At 66.0% G+C, this 532-nt stretch carries 1 protein-coding gene and 1 pseudogene; both read right to left on the bottom strand.

The window, feature by feature from the left end; all coding sequences use genetic code 11:
- Window positions 1-128: pseudogene (locus AN218_RS38550) on the bottom strand (twin-arginine translocase subunit TatC); the annotation flags it as partial.
- 77 nt (window positions 129-205) lie between these two features.
- Window positions 206-496, bottom strand: coding sequence for a Sec-independent protein translocase subunit TatA (gene tatA, locus AN218_RS28675; RefSeq protein ID WP_070015210.1), 291 nt, complete (start codon window positions 494-496; stop codon window positions 206-208).
- Window positions 497-532: the final 36 nt, after the last annotated feature.

Below are 532 nucleotides of genomic sequence, written 5' to 3'. Positions count from 1 at the left end.
GTGACGACGAGGACCGCCAGCACCGCCTTCAGCAGCCGGTTGCGCAGCTCCCGCAAGTGATCCGCGAGCGGCATCCGCCCCTCGGGATCCTTCTCCCTTTTGCCCTGTCTACGGGCCGACTTGAGCAACCCAGGTCCTCGGTGTCTGAAGTATCGGAAAGACCGGTCCCGCCGTACCGGTCGGGTACGGCCCCTTCACCCGCCGCTCAGGACGGGTTCTGCTGCTTCTGCTCGGCCGGCTCGGAGACGGGCCGCGAACTGGCGACGTCACCGGGAGCCGCCTGGATCGTCTTCGCAGCCGCCTGCTGGGAATCCGCGGAAGCGCCGCCCTCGCCCTCGTCACCGCCGTCCTTCTTCATCTGCTTGGCCTCGCTCTTGAGAATGCGGGCAGACTTGCCCAGCGAACGCGCCATGTCCGGAAGCTTCTTGGCACCGAACAGCAGCAGGATGACCAGGACGATCAGAACGATCTCAAGGGGCTTCAGATTGCCGATCATGTGCCACTACCTTCTCGCCGGGGCCGGCGTGTGTCC

It is taken from the genome of Streptomyces nanshensis, from assembly GCF_001751255.1.
In the GTDB taxonomy this organism is placed as follows: domain Bacteria; phylum Actinomycetota; class Actinomycetes; order Streptomycetales; family Streptomycetaceae; genus Streptomyces; species Streptomyces nanshensis_A.
Note: the sequence above shows the minus strand (reverse complement) of the source record. Positions and strands in the feature narration are given on the sequence as shown.